Annotated in this window: 12 protein-coding genes and 1 pseudogene; 7 read left to right on the top strand and 6 right to left on the bottom strand. The window is 68.7% G+C overall.

What is annotated here, in order from left to right:
* Positions 1-36: 36 nt before the first annotated feature.
* Positions 37-1,428, bottom strand: coding sequence for an MFS transporter (locus OG254_RS05440; protein ID WP_405577769.1), 1,392 nt, complete (start codon positions 1,426-1,428; stop codon positions 37-39).
* Between the two features lie 181 nt (positions 1,429-1,609).
* On the bottom strand, positions 1,610-2,404 hold the full coding sequence (locus OG254_RS05435) for a helix-turn-helix domain-containing protein (RefSeq protein WP_405577767.1): 795 nt from the start codon (positions 2,402-2,404) through the stop codon (positions 1,610-1,612).
* A 73-nt stretch (positions 2,405-2,477) separates the two neighbouring features.
* On the opposite strand from OG254_RS05435, the gene OG254_RS05430 reads away from it, so the two are divergent.
* From OG254_RS05430 to OG254_RS05420, 3 genes and pseudogenes are all read left to right on the top strand, one after another.
* Positions 2,478-3,296, top strand: a complete 819-nt coding sequence (locus OG254_RS05430) for a phytanoyl-CoA dioxygenase family protein (RefSeq protein WP_405577765.1) — start codon at positions 2,478-2,480, stop codon at positions 3,294-3,296.
* On the top strand, positions 3,293-3,565 hold the full coding sequence (locus OG254_RS05425; protein WP_405577763.1) for a hypothetical protein: 273 nt from the start codon (positions 3,293-3,295) through the stop codon (positions 3,563-3,565). Before OG254_RS05430 ends, OG254_RS05425 begins: the two co-directional genes overlap by 4 nt.
* A 65-nt stretch (positions 3,566-3,630) precedes the next feature.
* A pseudogene (locus tag OG254_RS05420) lies at positions 3,631-4,515 on the top strand (RICIN domain-containing protein); the annotation flags it as partial.
* Here the strand turns inward: OG254_RS05420 and OG254_RS05415 are convergent.
* Entirely contained in the window at positions 4,487-6,958 is a 2,472-nt protein-coding gene (locus tag OG254_RS05415; protein WP_405594855.1) for a SpoIIE family protein phosphatase, read from the bottom strand. The pseudogene OG254_RS05420 and the gene OG254_RS05415 overlap by 29 nt on opposite strands.
* 545 nt (positions 6,959-7,503) lie before the next feature.
* Here OG254_RS05415 and OG254_RS05410 point away from each other — a divergent pair.
* The 4 genes from OG254_RS05410 to OG254_RS05395 all read left to right on the top strand — a co-directional run bounded on the left by OG254_RS05410 (position 7,504) and on the right by OG254_RS05395 (position 12,193).
* Positions 7,504-9,171 (top strand): extracellular solute-binding protein, encoded by a 1,668-nt coding sequence (locus tag OG254_RS05410; RefSeq protein ID WP_405577761.1) that lies wholly within the window; start codon positions 7,504-7,506, stop codon positions 9,169-9,171.
* On the top strand, positions 9,171-10,220 hold the full coding sequence (locus tag OG254_RS05405; RefSeq protein ID WP_405577759.1) for an ABC transporter permease: 1,050 nt from the start codon (positions 9,171-9,173) through the stop codon (positions 10,218-10,220). Before OG254_RS05410 ends, OG254_RS05405 begins: the two co-directional genes overlap by 1 nt.
* Positions 10,217-11,143, top strand: coding sequence for a carbohydrate ABC transporter permease (locus tag OG254_RS05400; protein WP_405577757.1), 927 nt, complete (start codon positions 10,217-10,219; stop codon positions 11,141-11,143). The genes OG254_RS05405 and OG254_RS05400 overlap by 4 nt, the downstream gene beginning before the upstream one ends.
* 333 nt (positions 11,144-11,476) lie before the next feature.
* Complete coding sequence (locus tag OG254_RS05395; RefSeq protein WP_405577755.1) at positions 11,477-12,193, top strand: glycoside hydrolase family 12 protein; 717 nt, start codon at positions 11,477-11,479, stop codon at positions 12,191-12,193.
* A 231-nt stretch (positions 12,194-12,424) separates the two neighbouring features.
* On the opposite strand, the gene OG254_RS05390 is transcribed toward OG254_RS05395, so the two are convergent.
* Genes OG254_RS05390 through OG254_RS05380 form a run of 3 tightly spaced genes read right to left on the bottom strand, consistent with a single transcriptional unit; the run spans position 12,425 to position 17,915 of the window.
* Complete coding sequence (locus tag OG254_RS05390; protein WP_405577753.1) at positions 12,425-14,191, bottom strand: cellulase family glycosylhydrolase; 1,767 nt, start codon at positions 14,189-14,191, stop codon at positions 12,425-12,427.
* Positions 14,188-15,738, bottom strand: coding sequence for a glycoside hydrolase family 43 protein (locus OG254_RS05385; RefSeq protein ID WP_405577751.1), 1,551 nt, complete (start codon positions 15,736-15,738; stop codon positions 14,188-14,190). The genes OG254_RS05390 and OG254_RS05385 overlap by 4 nt, the downstream gene beginning before the upstream one ends.
* A gap of 41 nt (positions 15,739-15,779) precedes the next feature.
* Positions 15,780-17,915, bottom strand: coding sequence for an alpha-galactosidase (locus OG254_RS05380; RefSeq protein ID WP_405577749.1), 2,136 nt, complete (start codon positions 17,913-17,915; stop codon positions 15,780-15,782).
* Positions 17,916-17,921: the final 6 nt, after the last annotated feature.

The following is a 17,921-nucleotide window of genomic DNA, read 5'->3' as shown; positions in this document are numbered from 1 at the left end:
GGGCCGCCGGCAGGGGATGGCCCTTCGGGCCGGTCCTCAGACGGTGTGCGCGTCCGCCGCACGAGCCGCCGCGGGCTCCGCGCCCGCCGAGGCTTCGACGTCGGCCAGATCCCGGTGACGGGTCTCCTTCGCCAGGCCGACCGCAACCAGCGTCAGGACGGCCGCGGAGATGACGTACAGGGCGATCGGGGTGGAGCTGCCGTAAGCGTCCAGCAACGCGGTGGCGATCAGCGGTGCCGGCGCACCTGCCGCGACCGAGGCGAACTGGGCGCCGATCGAAGCACCGGAGTAGCGCATCCGGGTCGCGAACATCTCGGAGAAGAAGGCGGCCTGGGGCGCATACATGGCGCCGTGCAACACCAGGCCCACGGTCACGGCGAGGAGCAGGTTGCCGAAGCCTCCCGTGTCGATGAGCGAGAAGAACGGGAACATCCACAGCCCGATTCCGGCCGCGCCCAGCAGATAGACGGGACGGCGGCCGATCCGGTCCGACAGCGCGCCCCAGCCCGGGATGACCGCGAAGTGCACGGCCGAGGCGATGAGAACCGCGTTGAGCGCCGTCTGCTTGGAGAGGCCGGCGGATGTGGTGGCGTAGACGAGGATGAACGCCGTGATGACGTAGTAACTGATGTTCTCCGCCATACGCGCGCCCATGGCCACCAGCACGTCACGCCAGTGGTGCCGTAGTACGGAGACCAGCGGCAGCTTCTCGGCGTCCGCCGTGTCCGTGTGCGCGACCTTGCGTGCCTCCGCCTGCGCCAGCGCCTCCTTGAAGACAGGCGATTCATCGACAGACAGACGAATCCACAAACCGACGATCACCAGCACACCGGAGAGCAGGAACGGGATCCGCCAGCCCCAACTGCCGAAGGCACTGTCCGACAGCACGGCCGTCAGCAGGGACAGCACACCGGTCGCGAGCAACTGACCCGCGGGCGCACCGGTCTGCGGCCACGAGGCCCAGAACCCACGCCGTCGCGCGTCCCCGTGCTCCGAAACCAGCAGCACGGCTCCGCCCCACTCACCACCGAGCGCGAATCCCTGAACGAGCCGCAACACGGTCAGCAGCACCGGCGCCGTGGACCCGATGGTCGCGTGCGTCGGCAACAGCCCGATCGCGAAGGTCGCCCCACCCATCAGAAGCAGGCTCAGCACCAACAGCTTCTTGCGCCCGAGCCGGTCCCCGTAGTGCCCGAAGACCAGCGCGCCCAGAGGTCGCGCGGCGAATCCGACGGCGTAGGTCAGGAACGACAGCAGGGTGCCGACGAGGGGGTCGGAGTCCGGAAAGAACAGCTTGTTGAAGACGAGGGCGGCGGCGGATCCGTAGAGGAAGAAGTCGTACCACTCGATGGTGGTGCCGATGAGACTGGCTGCGACGATGCGCTTGAGGTTGCCGGGTGGTGGGGGAGCGGTGGTTCCGGAGGCCATGTGCGCCACTTCCTCGTGTGCGGTGGGGACGGGTAGGTATCGGCACACGGTAGAAAGGCGCAGGTCAGACGCACATGTGGTGAGCCAACATAGTTCTGGTGCTGGCTATGCGTGCGGGCGCCATGTCTCCTTGCGAAGCGGTGGTTCAGGGGCCCGCGAAACGCATCTCCGTCGGCACCGCTCACGGTCCTCGGCCGTCCAGCCCCGCAGGGCCGGCCGCACGTACGTCGCGCGGGCTTGCACCGAATTCACGGCGGCAGGCCTTGTTGAAGGCCTGGAGATCGGCGATGCCCACGGCCGCGGCGATGGCGGTGATGGACAGGGTGGAGGACAACAGGAGATGGCGGGCGCGTTGAAGGCGTCGGTGCCGGATGTACGACACGACGGTGAGGCCGGTTTCGCCACGGAACACACGCGTCAGGTGTGTGTGGGAGATTCCGACGGCGCGTGCGACGTCCGGTACGGACAGCGGGCCGGCCAGGTGTTCCTCGACGTAGGCCTGTGCGGCGGCCACAAAGGGGTGGCGGCGCCCGGCTCCAACGCCCCTCGGCAACTCGGCGATGCGCCACAGAGCGGTCCAGACCTCGGCCGTGGCTCGCGGGGGAGAATTCGGCGTCGCCATCACGGCGCCGCGGAGCAGATCGGCCAGGCGTGTGCTCTCGGCCGCGGCGTCCTGCATCACGGGTACCCACCGCGCGGTGCCGCCGTCGTGCAGCCGCAGGTGGACGTAGAAATGCTCCGACCTGCCCCGGTAGTGAAAGTGCACCTCCGTGTTCGGCGGCACCAGGCTGACGTGGCCGGGGCGTATGGGGTGGACCGACTGCCCGAGGGACAGTGCACCCTCGTAGTTGTAGAGGTGCAGCTGCCACAGGTCGGGCAGCCGGAAGACGTCGTGGGCGCTGGAGACGCCGTGCACCCCGATGCCGGCATTGACCACGGTGGGCGCCTCGTCGAGCCGTACGGCTGCGTGTTTCACGAGGATGGAAAATTACCAGCACTGGATGAATTCAGCCCACGACCGATCGAGACTCGGCACGTACGTTCGTCGCATGTCAACCAGTAAGCAACTCCTGACATCGGTTCAGGTGGCGCGCTTCGCCGCGCAGGGATTCCTGCGCCTGGACGGGGTGGTGCCGCAGGAGATCAATGAACGGGCCATCACGACCTTGACCGAGGGCCTGCCGGGTGTGGCCTACGGCACTCCGCTGGGCGGGGCGTTCGCGCAGGACACCTTCGTCCACGAGCTGCTCACCCTGCCGGTCGTCGCAGGCGCTGTCGAGAGCATGGTCGGCCCCGAGCCGACCGTCGACCACCATGCGGTTCATGTGCGCGAGCCGCACGAGGGACAGGCGCAACCGCTCCATGGCGACGCCATCATCGACGTGCGGCCGGATGCGTTCGACATCCAGCTCATGTACTACCCGCACGAGGTGACCGCCGAGATGGGCGGCACCCTCAGTGTGCCCGGAAGCCATCTGCGCAGGATCAACGAGACGGATGTCGGCCGCGTCCAGAACCTCAGGGGGCAGACCCGTCTGACCTGCCCTGCAGGCACTGTCGTTCTCGTGCACCACGGCATCTGGCACGGTGGCCGACGCAACGACACCGCGGGCCGTCGCTACATGTACAAAATCCGCCTCAACCCGACCGTGCCGCAAGTACGCCTGTGGGACGTCTCCGACCTGCACGACCCCGCGGTGACCGCGGAACTCAACACGTACCTCCCCTGGTACGAGCAGGCCACGGCCCGACTGGAGATCTACAACCGGGTCCTGCTGTGGCGGGCCCTGACTGGTGACGACTCGTTCGACGTCGAGTACTGGGTCACGCGCGTCAGCAACCGGCCGACCCTGGGGAGTCACGCATGAGGCAGCAGGTTCTGGTTCTTTACCTCGCTACGTCGGCACTGGACTCCGACGTCGTGGGCTGGTCCCGATACGACGGGACCGGCCGGACCCGCCCGACGACCGGTGACAGCGACGAGCCGCCCTATCCCACAGGGCTTGCCGCGCTGCACGACGGGTGGCGCCTGTTCCAGGCCTCCCAGCTGCTGCCTCCTCAGGCCGGTCACGAGTACGACGTCTCCTTCCTCAAACACGAGTTCTTCTTCGAGAAGGTGGAGGACGACTCTCGATGACATCCACATTTCCGTGGTGGCGTCGCGGGAGGCGAACGGCCGTGCTCGCCGCGGTGACCGGCCTCATGGCAACGCTCCTGACGGCCTTGGGTCCCGCCGGGACGGCTCAGGCGGCCACGGTGGATACGAACGCGTCATACGTGCTGGTCAATCGGGGCAGTGGCAAGGTGCTGGATGTGGCGGGTGTCAGCACCGCCGACGGGGCGGGCCTCACGCAGTGGACCCGCACCGACCATGCCAATCAGCGGTTCCAGTTCGTGGACTCGGGCGGTGGTTATTACCGGTTGAAGGCGCAGCACTCCGGCAAGGTGCTGGACGTCCTCAATTACTCCACGGCCGACCATGCGGACATCGTGCAGTGGGGCGACGCCAACGGCACCAATCAGCAGTTCCGGCTGGAGGATTCGTCGGATGGTTATGTCCGGCTGATCAACCGCAACAGCGGTAAGGCGGTCGAGGTGGAGAACGCCTCCACCGCGGACGGCGGCACGGTCGTGCAGTTCACCGACTGGGGTGGCGCCAACCAGCGGTGGCAACTGGTCCGCGCGACGGGAGTGCCGGCGCAGGTGCACACCGCGGGGCGGGTCAAGGAGAACGGAAACACGGTGGAGTACAGCTGGCCCGGCGTGTACTTCGAGGGCCGTGTCAGCGGCACCGGCGTGGGCATCGTGATCGACGACTCGGCCGCCGACTACGACGTCCAGATCGACGGATCGACCGTTGCCACGCTCGTCACGCCCGGCACTACCACGCACTGGATCAACGGCCTGTCCAACAGCACGCACACCGTCCGGCTCGTCAAGCGCAACGACACCCCTGGGGACACCAGCACATTCGGAGGCTTCGTCGCCGCGCCCGGAGGTGCGGTACTGAGCAAACCGGCAGCCCGCAACCGCCAGATCGAGTTCATAGGCGATTCCCTCACGGTGGGCTACGGCAACCTCTCGACTCAGACTGGGGGAGGGCCTGCGCGCACCAGATCGTCTTGCCGTTGGTGGTGTGCCGGGTGCCCCACCCTTGGGTGAGCTGGGCGACGAGCAACAGGCCCCGGCCGCCCTCGTCGAAGGCGCGGGCCCGGCGCAGGTGCGGAGCGGTGTTACTGGCGTCGGAGACCTCGCAGATCAGGGAGGTATCGCGAATCAGCCGCAGCTTGATCGGCGGCTCGCCGTATCTGATGGCGTTGGTGACCAGTTCGCTGACGACCAGCTCGGTGACGAAGGCCGCCTCCTCCAGGCCCCAGGCGTCCACCTGGTCGACGGCGAACTTCCTGGCCTGCGGCACCTGCGCGGGGTCGGGCTCTACGTCCCAGTCGGCGACGTGATGGCGAGCCAGCGCGTGCGTGCGAGCGAGGAGCAGGGCGGCGTCGTCGGTGCGGCGATCGGGGAGCATCGCGTCGATCACCGTGTCGCACAGGGCCTCCAGTGAGACGGCCGGGTGGTTCAGGACCCGCTGCAGTTCGGCGATCCCCTCATCGACGTCGCGCTCACGGCTTTCCAGCAGTCCGTCGGTGAAGAGGGCGAGCAGGCTGCCCTCGGGCAGTTCGAGCTCGGTGGACTCGAAAGGCAGCCCGCCGATGCCGAGCGGAGGTCCCGGCTGGGCGGCTACCGAGGTCCTGGTGCCGTCCGGGGAGACGATCAGCGGCAGCGGATGGCCGGCGCTCGCCAGCGTGAACCGGCGGGAGACTGGGTCGTAGACGGTGTAGAGGCAGGTGGCCCCGGACTCGCCGGCCGGCTGGAAGTGGCCGCCGGGCTGGAGGTCGCCGGCGAGGTGGAGGACCAGGTCGTCCAGGTGGGTCAGCAGCTCGTCCGGCGGCAGGTCCACGTCGGCGAGGGTGCGGACCGCCGTCCGTAGCCGGCCCATGCTGGCCGAGGCGTGCAGGCCGTGACCGACGACATCGCCGACGACCAGGGCGACCCGGGCGCCGGACAGCGGAATAACGTCGAACCAGTCACCGCCCACTTCCGCACCGGCCCCGCCGGGCAGGTAGCGGGATGCCACTTCGACCGCCTCATGGTCCGGCAACCCCTGCGGCAGCAGGCTGCGTTGCAGGGTCAGCGCGGTCGTGCGCTCGCGCGAGTACCGGCGGGCGTTGTCGATGGCGACGGCTGCCTTGGCGGTCAGCTCCTCGGCGAGGATCAGGTCGTCGGCGGTGAAGGCCTCGGGCCGGTCGAGACGGGAGAAGGCGACGACCCCGAGCAGCGCGCCGCGCGCCCGGAGCGGCACGGTGATCCGGCCGGTCAGCCCATCCGCGGCGATGGACTCGTCGATCAACGGGTTGCCCGGTGGCCAGTGGGCCGGGTCGGCGGCGAGCCCGGGCCCGAAGGCCCACTCGCCGCCCTGGCCGGGTTCAGCGGCGAGCTCAACCGTGGACCTGCCGGTGGCCATGCAGCGGGCGGCGACGGAACCGGGAGTGTGGCTGACCGGCGTCGTGGGCCCGGGAGCCAGGTCGGTGTCCTCTGTCGCGCTGTGCTGGGCGGCACGGCTGAGCACCATGGTCTCGCCGGAGGTGAACGCGGCCACGGAGGGCGGTTCCTCTCCGCGCAGCACCTCGTCGAAGAGGTCCACGGTGACGAGGTCGGTGAATCCCGGCACCGGGGTCGTGGCCAGTTCCTGGGCGGTGCCGATCACATCGAGTGTCCGGCCGATGCCGCCGCTGGCCTCGTTGAGGATGAGCAGGCGTTGCCGAGCCCAGTACTCGGCACTCATGTCGAATCCCCAGTTGGCGACCGCGCGGACCCTGCCCTCGGCATCCCGGACGGGCCAGATACTGGTGGCCCAGGCGTTGGCGTAGTTACTGCCGAGCGGGCGGAAGACGGTGATGAGGCGCGCGGGTTTGCCCGTCCTCGCCACTTCGGAGAGCTGGTCGGTGTAGGGCTTGTCGTCCCTTTCGGGAAACAGCGAGCGGTCGAATTCGGGAAGCACCTCGCGGTACTTCCTACCGAGCACTTGCTCCTCGGAGTGCGCGATCACCCGGCCCGAGGAGGCGTTGATCCACAGGAACCGCAGCTCTGGGTCGTAGACGCCCAGAGCGAAGGGGGACTGCTCGAAGGCCCGGTCGGCGATCACCGGGCGGCTTCCCCAGCGCTGGATGGTCATCGCATGACCCAGTGCCCGCCCGTCGGGGCCGAACAGCGGATGAGCCGCCACCACGGCGTCCACCGTGGAACCGTCCCGGTGGCGGAGGGGGATGAACCCCGTGTGTTCGGGGCCGGCGCCGTAGCCCACGGGGAAGCCGGGTGGCGGGGGATCGACCAGCAGGTCGGTCACGGGGCGGCCGACGGTGTCCTCCGTCGTCCAGCCCAGCAGTAGTCGGCCCCCCTCGCTCCAGCCGCTCACCATGCCGTCCGGGTCCACCACGGCAACGGCAGCGGGCGCGTCCTGCTTGTCGGCCATCTCCACCGCCACGCCTCCGTCCGGACAGCCCTGAGCGCCAGGGCTGGATTCCAGCGGCCGCTTCAAGCCTAGATCCGCCCCTGCTCCACGGCGCCCCGGCCGGTGCGTTCGGGACCGCCGGGGTGCCGGAGCGACCGGGGTCGGCGCTGCTCGGGGCGCTCTTCTCGCCGAGGGTGAGCCGCGACAGAACTGTGCGGCGTATGCGGCGGACACATGGGATCCCTGAGATGCAGGGGTGAATACTATCGAAGCGCTTCGATGACGTTTCACTACGTGCCAGAAACCAGGGAGAGTGTCAAGAGCTCGACCTCGTTGCATCAAGCAGTGCATACGGATAGCCCTCTACAGCGCCCCAGAGGAATCTTGGGAACGACCCTTGTGCGCCCATGGGCGTTCACTTAACCTCACAGCAACATCGAAGCGCTTCGACTGTGATGCACGCCGCAGTAGTGGGATGTCTGCTATCCGCTCAGCCAGTTCCAGTCACGACACCGCAGCCGACGGCCCCCGCCGGGTGTCCAGGTGCGCCATGAAGGGTTGACGCAATGACGCCGAACGCCGCCAACATCTCCTCAGGACCAAGCCGGAGAAGCTTCCTCGCCTCCACGGCGGTCGCCAGCGTGGCGGTGGCAGGTGGGATGCCGCTGCTCACTGCCTGCGGCGGGTCGGACAACGAGTCCCGCGAGGGCGCCACCTCGGGCAAGGCCGCCGACAAGCTGCTGCCGACATACGTCGCCAGCACGGTCGCCAAGCCGGATCTTCCGTCGAAGAACGGTTCGTCGGCCGGCTACACCGGCAAGGTCTCCCTCGCGGCCCTCGCCACCTCGGTCCCGGACCAGCTGGGCACCGGCGCTCCCGTCAAGATCATGTCCCCTCTCTGGGGCACCCCGCCGAAGCCCGGGTGCGCGTACTACAAGGCGGTCGACGCTGCGGCGGGCACCAAGGTCACCTGGCAGAACCAGGACGGCAACACCTACGGCCAGAAGCTCGGCGCCGTCCTGGCCTCCAGCTCCATACCCGACATGGTGGTCGTGCCCAACTGGGAACTGGTCGGCAAGATCGCGAACGCGGTCACCGCGAAGTTCATGGACCTCGGCCCCTACCTGGCGGGCGACAAGGTCAAGAAGTACCCGAACCTGGCCGCGATACCGTCCGACGCTTGGCGCATGGGCATCTTCGGTGGCGCGCTGCGCGGCATTCCGATGCCTTCCGCTCCCGCGAGCTTCATCGTGCCCTACTACCGCAAGGACATCATCGACAAGAAGGGGTACTCCGTACCCAAGTCGGCCGAGGAGTTCCTCAGTTGGGCCAAGGACGCCACCAGCGCCAAGGCCAAGGTGTACGCCTGCGGTGACATGTCCTGGGTCTCGGGGAGCATCTTCGGCGCCTGTCCCGGGTGGAACATCGATGACGACGGCAAGCTGAGGTACGGCATCGAGCGGCCCGAATACCTCGAAGCCCTGGAGTGGACCCGCAAGCTCTTCGACGCCGGCGTGGTCCACCCGGACGACAGGGCGCGCTCCGGCGACGCGGGCCAGCGCTTCACGGCCGGACAGATCCTGGTCTTCAACAGCGACGCCTCCGCCTGGTACCAGAAGACCGCCGAACAGGCCCAGGCCAACCCGGACTTCCAGATGGACGCCATGGACATCTTCGGCGCCGACGGCGGCAACCCGACGCTGTACGCGTCCTCGCCCGCCACCATCTGGTCGATGATCCGCAAGGGAGCCTCGAAGGAGACCGTGGAGAACGCGCTGGCCGCGGCCGACTTCGCGGCAGCGCCCTACGGCACCAAGGAGCGGATGCTCGTCGACTACGGCGTCGAGGGCACCCACTTCACGGTCAAGGACGGCGTCCCGGTCAAGACCGACCAGGGCAACTCCGAGGTGATCAACGCCTGGACGATGCTGGCGGCCCCGGCTCCCTACTTCGCCCACCCCGACTTCCCCGACGTCGCTCGCAAGCAGGTCGAGTGGCAGCAGCGGATGGGGGCCTTCATGAAGAAGACGTCCACCTACGGCATGAAAATCGTCGAGCCGACCCGCTACGCCAACCTCGCCAGCCAGCACGAGCAACTGCAGATCGACTACGTGCGGGGCAACAAGAAGCTGTCCGACGTCCAGGACGCCATCTCTACCTGGAGGTCCTCCGGCGGCGACAAGCTGCGCGACTGGTACAAGGAACTCCTCGACAAGAACGGCAGCGGCAACTGATGGCTCTCACGGCCGGGAGCAGGCCGGACGGGACTCGTCCCCCCGCGGCCGTCGAGGAGCCGACGGTCGCGGTCGCCGCGGGGGCGAAGGTGCGGGCGCCGCGCAGGAAGAGCAAGGCCGGCAAGGCTCCCTGGCGGATCCGGCTGCGCCGCGACCGCGCACTCATCCTGATGACCCTGCCCGTCATCCTCCTGCTCCTGCTCTTCAACTACGTCCCGCTGCTCGGCAACGTCGTCGCCTTCCAGGAGTACGACCCGTACGTCTCCAGCAACGGCATCACGGCGATCTTCCACAGCCCGTGGGTGGGTGTGGAGCAGTTCTCGCGGATGCTCGACGACCCGCTGTTCTGGAGCGCCACGAAGAACACCCTCGTCCTGTTCATGCTCCAACTGGTGCTGTTCTTCCCGGTCCCCATCGCCCTCGCGCTGGTCATCAACAGTGTGATCCGGCCCCGGGTGCGGGCCGTTGCGCAGGCGATCATGTATCTGCCGCACTTCTTCTCCTGGGTCCTCGTCGTCACCGTCTTCCAGCAGATCCTCGGCGGCGCGGGCATCATCGCTCAGACCCTGGAGGAACATGGATGGAGCGGCTTCGACCTGATGACCGACGCAGACCTCTTCAAGTACCTGGTCACCGCGCAGGCCGTGTGGAAGGACGCCGGCTGGGGGATCATCGTCTTCCTGGCGGCCCTGTCCGCTGTCAGCACCGACCTGTACGAGGCCGCCGCCATGGACGGCGCGGGGCGCTGGCGACGCATGTGGCACGTGACGCTGCCCGCGCTGCGTCCGGTGATCGCGCTGCTGCTGGTCCTGCGGGTGGGCGACGCGCTGAGCGTCGGATTCGAGCAGTACCTGCTCCAGCGGGACGCGGTCGGCGCGGGGGCCAGCGAGGTCCTCGACACATACGTGTGGAACATGGGTATCCAGAACGGCGACTTCAGTTACGCGGCCGCGGTCGGTCTGGCCAAGGGACTCATCGGAGTCTGTCTCGTCCTGGGCGCGAACAAGTTCGCGCACCTGCTGGGCGAGCAGGGGGTGTACAAGAAGTGAGCCTCAACACGCAGCTCATCCGCAGCCTCAAGGCTCCCGCCCGCCCTGTGTGGGAGGAGCCGCCGAGCAAGGCAGGGCTCACCGCCAAGAGCGGCTTCCTCCTGCTCTGCTGCCTGGGTGTGCTCGGTCCGCTGTGGATCGTGATCGTCACCAGCCTCTCTCCCAAACCCGTGATCGACCGGGTCGGCGGCCTCGTCGTGATCCCCCAGGGCATCACCTTCGTCAACTACACCGAACTGCTCGGCGGCGGTCAGGTCAGCCGGGCGATCATGGTCTCGGTCGGTGTCACGCTCTTCGGCACGCTCTTCTCGATGACGGTGTCGGTGCTGGCGGCCTACGGCCTGTCGCGGCCGGGAAGTCTGGGCCACCGGTTCTTCCTGATGACCATGATGGCGACGATGTTCTTCGGGGCCGGGCTCATTCCGACGTACCTGCTCGTGCAGTCGCTGGGCCTCACGGACACCTATCTGTCGCTGATCCTGCCGAGCGCGGTCAGCGTCTTCAACATCCTCGTCCTGCGGGCCTTCTTCATGGGTATCTCCCCCGAACTCACCGAGTCCGCCCGCATAGACGGGGCCAGCGACCTGCGGATTCTGCTGACCATCATCATGCCGCTGTCGCGCGCCGTGCTGGCCGTCATCTCGCTGTTCTACGCGGTCGGCTACTGGAGTGCCTGGTTCAACGCCTCCATCTATCTCACCGACCAGGAGATGATGCCGCTGCAGAACGTGCTCATCCAACTGGTCCAGAAGAACACCGAGGCACCGACCGGCCTTCAGCAGGCGGTCCGCACCGGCCAACTCTCCTCCCTGGGACTGCAGATGGCCGTCATGGTCCTCGCGCTGATCCCCGTCGCGGTTGCCTCCCCCTTCGTCCAGCGGCACTTCAAGAAGGGCATGCTCACCGGGGCCATCAAGGGCTGAGACCCCGCTCCGAGGACCTGGGAGCCAGCAGGAAGCGCACAGATCTCACGGTGCAGTCCGGCGCCAACGAGGACGGGCGTGGATGCGGTGAACGGCTGCTGGTCGAGCCACGGAACTCGCGCGAGTTCGGCCGGGTCCCCCTCGCCACCAACGCACGCGGCGTGCAGTACCGGAGCCGGTCTGATGCCCGGCCTGAACGACGCCACCCGTGGCCGCCTCCTCTTCGGCGGCGACTACACCTGGGCCCGCTGGAGCCAACAGCCCGGCAGTCGCCCCCCACCGGCTGGATCTCTAACAACCCCCACATTTCCCCCCACCCGTGGAAGGGACACCATGGTCAACAGCAGAATAGGAAAGATCACCATGGCGGTGCTGGCGCCCGCGATGGCTCTCGGTGCCACCGTCGGCCTCGCCTCCGCCCCCGCCTCGGCCGCCGTCTGGAACTCCTGCGACCAGTGGGCCGGCACCAATCTGAACGGCTACACGCTCTACAACAACATCTGGGGCTCCGGTGCGGGCGGCCAGTGCATCTGGGCCAACTCCGGGACCGGATGGGGCGTCTGGGCCGACCACCCCAACACCGGCGGCATCAAGTCCTACCCCAACTCAACGAAGACCATCAACAAGACGATCGACTCCCTCGGCTGGCTGGCCAGCGACTACAACGTCAGTGTCCCGTCCACCGGCGCGTACAACACGTCGTACGACATCTGGGACAACGACCACCAGTACGAGATCATGCTCTGGGTCAACTACAACGGAGCCGTCGGGCCGATCGGCGCCTATGAGGGCAACGTCACCCTCGGCGGCCACAACTGGAACGTGTACAAGGGCACCAACGGGTCGAACCAGGTGTTCTCGTTCCTGCGGACGTCCGACTCCAACTCCGGCAACGTGGACATCAAGCCGATCCTCAACTGGATCGCCTACGCCAAGGGCTGGATGCCCGGCAACGAGGTCATCGGCGACGTGCAGTTCGGTTACGAGATCACCTCTTCGTCCGGCGGACTCAACTTCAACACCAACAACCTGACCGTCAGCGGCGGCTGACCAGACATCAGGGCCGAGGTCGGTCCGCGTCCTTCTGCAGGCGCGGTCGACCTCGGCCCGCAGCGCGTTGTAGTCCGCGAAGGCGGCTTCGAGGTCGACGCAGCTCAGGTCGCAGTTCGGGCTCCATGACACGGCCGGCATGACCATCGACGACACGGTCGGCCGGCCTCCCCGATCCGTCCTCTCAGTGGCACAACTCTCCGAAGCAGAGCGGGAACAGGGGCCTGTCGGTCAGGATTCCTTGACAGGCGTACCGGTGACTGAGTCTGCGGACTTCGTGACCTTGTACTTCACCTTGGCGCCGCTGTGGAAGTGGAAGGTCAGCGTCGCCGTATCGCCGTCACGCAGTGACTTGAGGAATTCGGTGGTCAGGATGATCGTGCCGTTCGGGTAGTCCGGCCTGAAGGCCTTGTTGAACTCCTGGTACGGAGTCCAGCTGGTCGGGCCGGCGTTGGTGCCGTCGGCGTACGTGGCCTCCATGGTCGCCAGCTCGTCTCCCTGGTACTTCGTGGGAAGGGTGAACTTCTCGGCGGTGCCTGTGGCGTTCGACAGCACCGGTGTGTCGTAGGTGACCACGTCGATCTGCCAGGGCAGACCCTTGGAGAACCGGGCCTGGAGCGTCGTGTTGACCCCGTAGTCGCGATCGCCGGTCAGCCGGGTCAGGGCCGGTGCCGTGAGGGTGAGCCGACTCTCGAAGACGGTGTAGTCCCGGCCCTCGGCCAGCTTGGTGTCGCCGTGCCACAGACCCCGGAACTTGGTGCCGTTCCGGTTCAGCGTGAGCGACTGGGCCGTGATCCGGCTCGACTTCGCCACGAAGACCTTGTCGAAGGAGGCGGTTCCCGAGCGGGTGGTCCAGCTCGACTTGATCCAGGCGAAGAGGGCGGGGTCGCGCCACTTCAGGGACTCTCGGTTCAGGTAGGCGAAGCCGGGGTCCCACAGGGCGGTGGTGACACCGGCGACGCGTGCCGCGTGTCCGACGTGCTCGTAGTACTTCAGTGCCTCGCCCCGCTCGATGCGGGAGGGGTGGTTGTCGTCGGGGTAGGCGAGCAGGCCGTACTCGCCGAGGTAGACGGGGATGCCCTTGGCGACGAAGGTGTGGTGCATGCGGGCGAAGGCGTCGTCCGCGTCGTTGCGGGCGTCGTCGCCGTACCGGGTGCCGCCGGCGATGTTCACGCTGAACGGGTAATAGCTGTAGTAGTGCACGGTGGCGACCAGGTTCCTGTCGCGCAGCCCGCTGATCGTGGTGTACAGGTCGTCCATGAGGTCCTGGGAGGGGGTGCCGCCTTGGGTCGTCAGGACGAGCAGACGGCTCTTGTTCCCGCCGCCCGAAGCGCGGACGATCTTGTGGAACGAGGTGTTCAGTTCGTTCATGAACTCAGTCTTCTGCGCAGCCGTGGCGTCGGCGAAGCCCGGTTCGTTGACGCTTTCGAAGAGCAGGTTGCGCGGCACGTTCCGGAACGCCGCGGAGATCTGGGTCCACAGGGCGTCGTAGCGGGCGCGCACGTTGTCGTGGTCCGTGGAGATCCTCTCGATCCACTGCCATGAGTCGTGGTGGACGTTGAGCACGACGTAGAGGTTCTCGGCGAGCGCCCAGTCCACCACCTGCTTGACCCGGCTCATGTACGCGTCGTCGACGGTGTAGGGCGCGGTGGTCGACTGGTGTGCGCTCCAGGTCACCGGGATGCGGACGCTGCGGAAGCCCTGCACCCGGACGGTTTGGAACAGCTCTCTGGTGGCCTTGGGGTTGCCCCAGGACGTCTCGTCCGGAATCGCGTCCAGGGTGTTGCCCAGGTTCCAGCTGGGCTGCATCGCGGCGACGGCGTCCATGGCGGGGGCCGGAACTCTGGCCGTGGAGCCCGTCTGCTGTCCCGTGCCGCCCGGCGCGGCGATCGCGGTGCTGCCGGACAGTCCCAGGATGACGAGCAGCGCCATCAGCAGGCCGGCCAGGCTTCCGGGGCCGCGTCTGCGGGGGCGCGCGGATTGCCGTATGTCCTTCACGTGTCATGCCTTTCGGTCGGTCGTGCTTTTCGGCCGACGGTTCGGGCTGGTTCCATGTCGAACCAGTCGAAGTGGACGGCGCCTGCCGTGGCGTACATGCCGATGACCCGGCCGGTGAAGCCGCCGGCCACCTCCGTCGACAGGTAGCGGCCGTCGAGGGTCGCGAGCTCGGTGAGTGTTCCGTCCGGGGCTTCGATGCCCAGAGAGACGACGTCGGGTCCGGTACAGGGACCGAGCGGTGATGGCGGGTCGGTGACGGTGACGGCAAGGACCACAGGCCGGGCGGGCACGGACTGGGCGGCCACGACCGTGCGCAGGGAGCCGACACGCGCGATCACCCGCACCTCCGTGCCGGAGGCCTCGATCGCGTAGTGGTGCTGCTCGTCGAGCCGTACGGCGAGGCCGCCACGCCCCTGCCCCGCGTCGACCAGAGTGCGCGCCCGGCAGGAGAAGTGCCGCTGACGTCGGCCCGTGAACACCACGTCGGGCTCGTCCAGGGAGTCGCCCCGCGCGCGGAGCGTCAGCCATCCGGGGCGTTCCTTGGTGGTGCAGAGCTCGGCGGGGCGGTCCCGCACGGAGATCCAGGCCGGCCCGAGTTCGCTGAGCTCGAAGTCGTCGCGCCCTTCCTCGACGGGTCCGGGGGTGAGCGGCCAGGGGAGCGCGGAGAGGTCCAAGGCGACCTCGCCGACGACCGGCCAGTCGTCCTCCCAGGTCACGGGCGCGAGGAAGGTCTCCCGGCCGAGCACGTGCCAGCCGGGGGTGCCGCCGCGCGGGCGTACGCCGAGGAAGACCATCCACCATGAGCCGTCGGGGCCTTGGACCAGGTCCGCGTGCCCGGTGTTCTGGACAGGGTGGTCGGTGCCGCGGTGGGTGAGGATCGGGTTGGCCGGGTGCGGCTCGAACGGGCCGGTCGGCGTACGGCCGCGGGCGATAGACACGCCGTGGCCGCGCTCGGTGCCGCCCTCGGCGATGAGCAGGTACCAGTAGTCGCCGATCCGGTACAGGTGCGGCGCCTCCGGAGCCTTCGCGCCGGGGCCGCCGGACCAGAGTTTGTGCGGTGTGCCGAGCGTCTGTCCGGTGGACGGGTCGATACGGACCTGCGACACCCCGGCGACGGTGCACCAGCATGTGCCGTCCTCGTCCCAGGCCAGGTCGGGATCGATGCCGGGCACGCCCGGCGCCCAGATGGGATCCGACCACGGTCCGGCGGGGTCGGTGGCCGTGACGATCAGGTTGCCGCCGCCCTCGCTGCAGTTGGTGACGATCAGCCAGAAGCGTCCGTCGTGGTGGCGCAGGGTGGGGGCGTAGATCCCGCCGGAGGACGCCATGGAGGCCGGCAGACGCAACTGCTCCGGCCGGTCCAGGACGTTGCCGATCTGCCGCCAGTGCACCAGGTCACGGCTGTGGAAGAGGGGTACGCCGGGGAAGTACTCGAAGCTGGAGCAGGCGAGGTAGCAGTCGTCTCCGACGCGGCAGATGCTCGGGTCGGGGTGGAACCCGGGGAGTACGGGGTTGGTGGCGCGGGCGGGCGGGTTCTGAGCGGGCACCCTCGGTCGTCCTTTCGTCGGGTGGGCGGCAGGGTCGGCGCTCAGGGAGCGTCCGGTTCCGTGCGGGTGATGCGGAGCAGCGCCGCGGACGGCGCGGTGGGCAGGGTCACGGTGAGGTCGGCGGTGTCCGGGTTCCAGACGGCAACTGCCTGACCTGCGGCGGAGTACAGCACCTCGGCACGGGCCGCGCCGCCCGCCCGCTCCGGCAGCCGGAGGGTGGTGGCGGCCTCGCCGCCCGGGCGGCGCCAGACGGTGAGGTAGGTGGTGGCGGGGGTGTGCAGGGCGAGCGCGATCCAGGGGTCGTCCCAGCCGGGGAGGCCGAGTGGCCAGGAGGGCACGGCTTGCGGCAGGTCGGCGCGGATGGCCTTGTACACCGACACCGCCTCGTGGACCAGGGCGCGGGCCTCGGGCCTCAACTCCAGCAGGCGGCCGGAGAGATGGACGCGGCCGAGGAGGGCGCTCGCCATGGTGAAGGCGACCTCGTCGAGGGAGTCCTCCGGCTGCGGATAGGCCCACACGGCACCCTGCTCGGGGGTGACGGCGGTCGGCGCGGAGGCTGCGATGGGCGCGTAGCGGTGCAGGTTCTGCTGGTCGCTGGTGGACTGCAGTTGCAGCCGCGACAGCAGGGCGTGGTCCCAGCGCATGCCCCCCGAGGCGCAGTTCTCCACCGCCAGGTGCGGATGGCGGTCCAGGATGCCGTCGAGCCAGTCCAGGTGGGCGCGGTTGTGGCCGAGCAGGCCGGCGCCCGGACTCTCGCCGGGGTGGGCGCTGGTTCCGGAGCCGGGGTCGATGTTGTGGTCGAGCTTGAGGTAGCCGACGCCCCACTCGCCGGCCAGGCGGTCCACGACCTGGTCCAGATGGGCGCGGGCGGCCGGGTGGCGCAGGTCCAGGTGGTGCCGGCCGGACTCCGTGACGCGGACGCCGTCGCGGCGGAAGAACGCCTCGTCGGGCAGGGACTTGGCCATGGGGCTGTGTACGCCGATCACCTCCGGCTCCAGCCACAGGCCGGGCACCATGCCGCGCTCCCGGATGCGGTCCAGCACCTCGTGGATGCCCTTCTCCCCGGGGAAGCGTGAGGCGGCCGGCTCCCAGGCGCCGACGGTGGTCCACCAGCCCTCACCGCCGTCGTCGTACCAGCCCGCGTCGATGACGAAGTACTCGGCGCCGGCCTCGGCCGCCGCGTCGATCAGCGGCAGCAGCTTTGCGGTGGTGGGGTCTCCCATCAGGCAGTTCATGTAGTCGTTGAAGATGACGGGCAGACCCCGGTGGTCGGGATGCGGGCGACGCTGGACGCGTCGGTAGCGGGTCAGTGCGGCGAACGCGGCGTCGGGGCCGCCGTCGGCACTGAAGGACAGGGCCACGGGTACGGTGCGGAAGACGGCGCCGGGTTCCAGCGGCTGCCGCCAGCCGTGGTGGGAGTCGGTCGGCCCGAACAGTGCCAGGTAGGCCGCCTTGTCGCGTTCGGCGCACTCCCAGCGCCAGCCCCCGCCGTTGTGCTCGATCTGCCACACCCAGGTGCGGCCGGTGCGCCGGTCCGTCAGGCCGCCCATGGGCAGGCGCCCGCAACTGGACCAGGTGCCCTGTCCGTTCAGAACGAAGCCGGCTTTGCCGTGCCCGTAGCTCACGCGTCCGCTGAGGGGCGGTGTGGTCAGGCGCATCGGCTGTCGCTGCCAGCGGCATTCGGCGAGCCAGTCGTTCTCCGCCCACAGCAGGTCGGCGGCGTCCATGTCCGCCGGGTCCGGCGTGGTGAGGCACCCCATTGCGAACGAGCTGACCGACTCCAGGTGGAGCGTGGCCTGCCCTTCGTTGCGCAGGGTCACCTCGCTGCGGAGCACGGGTATGCCGTCCGGCGACCGGTAGGTCACCTCCGCGACCAGACCGGTGTCCGGGTCGCGGAGTTGGACGGTCAGGGTGTGCCAGTCACCGTCGCGGGCCGCGCGGTGGGTCCCGTGGCGCAGCCGCCCGCCGATCGCCGTCTGGACCAGGCGGCTGCCCGACCAGTCGCGCCCATGCCCCGTGGCCGTCACCTCCACCAGAGGCAGGGACCCACGGGGGCCGTTGCCCGCCTCGCCGGGCAGTCCGAGGTGTGTCAGACGGGCGCTGCCGTCGTCGTCGAGGGCGAACTCGAGGTGCAGGGCCTCGTGACCCCAGCGGAAGCTCCGCTGTTCCTTCTCCATGGTGGC

The sequence above is a fragment of the Streptomyces sp. NBC_01092 genome, assembly GCF_045039535.1.
Classification (GTDB): Bacteria; Actinomycetota; Actinomycetes; order Streptomycetales; family Streptomycetaceae; genus Streptomyces.
The sequence above is the reverse complement of the archived record's forward strand: the minus strand, read 5'-3'. Positions and strand labels throughout refer to the sequence as shown.

Excerpts from the sequence above, each read along its gene's own strand:
- OG254_RS05380 (WP_405577749.1), bottom strand. The coding sequence starts at position 17,915 with ATGGAGAAGGAACAGCGGAGCTTCCGCTGGGGTCACGAGGCCCTGCAC.
- OG254_RS05405 (WP_405577759.1), top strand. The coding sequence starts at position 9,171 with ATGGCTCTCACGGCCGGGAGCAGGCCGGACGGGACTCGTCCCCCCGCG.
- OG254_RS05395 (WP_405577755.1), top strand. The coding sequence starts at position 11,477 with ATGGTCAACAGCAGAATAGGAAAGATCACCATGGCGGTGCTGGCGCCC.
- OG254_RS05410 (WP_405577761.1), top strand. The coding sequence starts at position 7,504 with ATGACGCCGAACGCCGCCAACATCTCCTCAGGACCAAGCCGGAGAAGC.
- OG254_RS05425 (WP_405577763.1), top strand. The coding sequence starts at position 3,293 with ATGAGGCAGCAGGTTCTGGTTCTTTACCTCGCTACGTCGGCACTGGAC.
- OG254_RS05430 (WP_405577765.1), top strand. The coding sequence starts at position 2,478 with ATGTCAACCAGTAAGCAACTCCTGACATCGGTTCAGGTGGCGCGCTTC.
- OG254_RS05440 (WP_405577769.1), bottom strand. The coding sequence starts at position 1,428 with ATGGCCTCCGGAACCACCGCTCCCCCACCACCCGGCAACCTCAAGCGC.
- OG254_RS05415 (WP_405594855.1), bottom strand. The coding sequence starts at position 6,958 with ATGGCCGACAAGCAGGACGCGCCCGCTGCCGTTGCCGTGGTGGACCCG.